This window comes from Streptomyces sp. ActVer, assembly GCF_027270795.1.
Classification (GTDB): domain Bacteria; phylum Actinomycetota; class Actinomycetes; order Streptomycetales; family Streptomycetaceae; genus Streptomyces; species Streptomyces umbrinus_A.
The window spans coordinates 1-3,100 of the sequence record NZ_JAPWHT010000726.1; the positions used below are offsets into that span (position 1 = coordinate 1).

Genomic DNA, 3,100 nt, shown 5'->3' on the forward strand with positions numbered 1-3,100 from the left:
CCGGCACGGCTCGCGGCCGTCGGCCAGCTCGTCCAGCGCCGCCGGCGACAGGGAGCGGCGAGGCGGCGGGGGGCCGGGAGCGGCCTCGCCGGCAGGTGCCGTTCCCTCGGCCGCGTGCCACACCGTGAGTACGAGCTGCGGCGTGATGAACCACCCCGAACCCACCACGCCGGACCGGGGGTTGAACACCTCCGCGACACGCTGAGCGGTCAACGGCACGTCCAGGGCCTCCTCAGCGCGGCTCGCCGTCGACGTCGGCGGTCACCCGCACGGGACCGTCTCCGCTCGCCGCCACCGGGTTGAGCGTGAGAGACAGCCGGTGGGTCGTCTCCGACGCGGCCTTCCCCGCCGCCCCGAACGACACCACTCCGAAGCGCAGTCCGCCGCTGCCCGACCCCTCGCGCGTGATGGCGAGCGCCAACTCGACGTCCACCTGCCCGAGTTCGAACTGCAGCGGCTCACCGCTGCCGCGCGCCATCGCGGCCGTCAACTCGGCCCGCAACGCCTCGATCGTCTCGGCAAGACCACCGGCAACAGCCCCGCTCTCACTGCCCATCGCACGACCCCCGTGACTTCGCTGCGGCACCGTGAACACCGTCCATGATGACACCCGCGTCTCCCGGCACCCCTGCCCGGGTGGCGAGTCGGAGCCCGCAGGGCGCTACGCGGAGTCGGCGTTCGAGGGCGGATACGGCGGCCGCGCCGGAATCGCCGCCGAGGGGGACGGCAACGGCGGCAACGCCGTCTCATGCAGCCACGACCGGAACAGGTCGTCCAACGGCTCCGTCGCATACCGAGCCACATGCGTCGTGAAGGCCGCCGTGGTGACCGTGCCACCCCGGTGCACCGACGCCCACCCGCGCAGCATCCGGAAGAACGCGTCGTCCCCCAGCGCGCACCGCACCGCGTGCAGCAGCAGCCCGCCGCGCTCGTAGAGCCGGTCGTCGAACATCAGCTTGCGGCCCGGGTCGGACAGCCTCAGGTCCTGCGGCAGCGCGGACAGCTTGCGGTGCGCGAGGCCCGCGAGCGCCTGGGCGTTGCGTCCGCCGGACCGCTCCGACCACAGCCACTCCGCGTACTTCGCGAACCCCTCGTTCAGCCAGATGTGCCGCCAGTCGGCGATGCTCACACTGTTGCCGAACCACTGGTGGGCCAGCTCGTGCGCCACCAGCCGCTCCGAACTCCGCGCCCCGTCCACGTGGTTGGCGCCGAACAGGGACAGCCCCTGCGCCTCCACCGGGACGTCCAGCTCCTCCTCGGTGACGACCACCGCGTACTCGCCGAACGGGTACGGGCCGAAGAGTTCCTCGAAGAGCTGCATCATCGAAGGCTGCCGCGCGAAGTCCCGGGAGAACTCCGTGAGCAGGTGCGCCGGAATGTGCCCGGCCTGCGGGACACCGCCGAGACCCGGATCGCCGAGCAGCACGGTCTGGTACTTCCCGACCGACAGCCCGACCAGATAACTGGACGTGGGCGCCGACTGCTCGTACACCCACGTCGTCGTGGACGCCTTCGTCGTACGGGTCAGCAGCCGGCCGCCCGCCACCACCGAGTAGGCCGACGGCGTGGTGATCGAGATCTGGTACGAGGCCTTGTCCGCCGGGCGGTCGTTGCACGGGTACCAGGACGGCGCCCCAACCGGCTGGCTGGCCACCAGCGCCCCGTCCTCCAGCTCCTCCCAGCCGAGCCCGCCCCACGGGCTGCGCACCGGCTTGGGGTTTCCCGACCAGTGCACCTCCACGGTGAACGCGGCACCGGCCCGGACCGGCTTCGGCGGGCGGATCCGCAGCCTGCCGCCGCGGTGCGTGTAGTGCGTCGTCCGCCCGTCGACCCTGACCCGGCCGATCCGGAAGTCGGCGAGGTTCAGCTGGAACTCGGCGACCGGCGACCGGCCCGCTATGGCGTTCAGGCGCGCGGTGCCGGACAGCCGGTTGGGTCCCGGACGGTAGTCCAGGGCGAGTTCGTACCGATGCACCCGGTAACGGGGATCACCGTTCGCCGGGAAGTACGGATCCGCTCCCACTGTCTGCTGAACCACTGAAGTGTCTGCTCCCTGCGCTGTGCTCGTACGGCGTGCCGGACTTCCCTCCCCGGGCGCCGTACGGGCCGCGCCTAGGGACGCCATGCCTCGATCGGGTTGCCCAGCCAACGGGTGTCGTCGGGAACGGATTCCGCCGCCATGACGAGGGACGCGGGTCCCAGTGTGCTGCGCGCCCCGACGGTGCTGCCGGGCAGAACGATTCCGCCCGGGCCCAGGGTGGCGCCCTCACGGAGGACCACAGTATCCGTCCGCAAGATCCGGTCGTGGAAGAGGTGGGTCTGCAGCACACAGCCACGGTTCACCGTCGCCGCGTCCTCCAGCGTCACCAGGTCCGTCTCGGGCAGCCAGTAGCTCTCCACCCACACACCCTTGCCGATATGGGCGCCGAGGCCGCGGAGCCACAGGTTCATGACGGGAGTACCCGGCACGGACCCGGCCAACCACGGCACGGCGACGACCTCGACGAAGGTGTCGGCCAGCTCGTTGCGCCACACGAAACCGCTCCACAGCGGGTGCTCACCGGTCCGGTGCCGCCCCACGAGCAGCCACTTGGCGATCACGGACAGCAGCCCGGCGGCGGCCCCGGCGCCCAGCAGCACGATCCCGGCGAGCGCCCAGGCCCAGGCCCCGAGCGCGCTCAGCGCGGCGATCGTCAGCACGGCAAGCGCGGCCGAGCAGAAGACGGGCACGATCCGGCACAGCTCGACAAGCCCGCGCGCCCACAGCAGCCGCGCCGGCGGATCGTACGTACGGCTCTGGTCGCCGCCCTGCGTCGAGCGGGGCAGCTTGACCGGCGGCAGCCCGAGGTAGGAGCTGCCCTTCTTGGCCTTCTTCGGTGTCGCGGACAGCACTCCGACCAGACCGCCGTCCGGCACGGAACGGCCCGGCGCGGTCATCCCGGAGTTCCCGAGGAAGGCGCGGCGCCCGATCTCGGCCCGCCCGATCCGCATCCAGCCGCCTCCGAGCTCGTACGGGGCGGTCAGTGTGTCGTCGGCCAGGAACGCGCCCTCGCCGACCGTCGTCAGGCTCGGCAGCGCGAGCACCGTCGACACCTCCGCG

General features: G+C 72.1%; 4 protein-coding genes. All 4 read right to left on the reverse strand.

Features of this window, described 5'->3' with window-relative positions; all coding sequences use genetic code 11:
- Positions 1 to 219: hypothetical protein (locus tag O3Q52_RS51160; RefSeq protein ID WP_269655254.1), on the reverse strand; the 219-nt coding region annotated here is incomplete at its 3' end.
- A gap of 13 nt (positions 220 to 232) precedes the next feature.
- Entirely contained in the window at positions 233 to 556 is a 324-nt protein-coding gene (locus tag O3Q52_RS51165) for a trypco2 family protein (protein ID WP_269655255.1), read from the reverse strand.
- A gap of 105 nt (positions 557 to 661) precedes the next feature.
- Complete coding sequence (locus tag O3Q52_RS51170; RefSeq protein ID WP_269655256.1) at positions 662 to 2,125, reverse strand: M1 family metallopeptidase; 1,464 nt, start codon at positions 2,123 to 2,125, stop codon at positions 662 to 664.
- On the reverse strand, positions 2,113 to 3,100 hold a 988-nt coding region (locus O3Q52_RS51175), incomplete at its 5' end, for a Pls/PosA family non-ribosomal peptide synthetase (protein ID WP_332113027.1). The genes O3Q52_RS51175 and O3Q52_RS51170, both read right to left, overlap by 13 nt.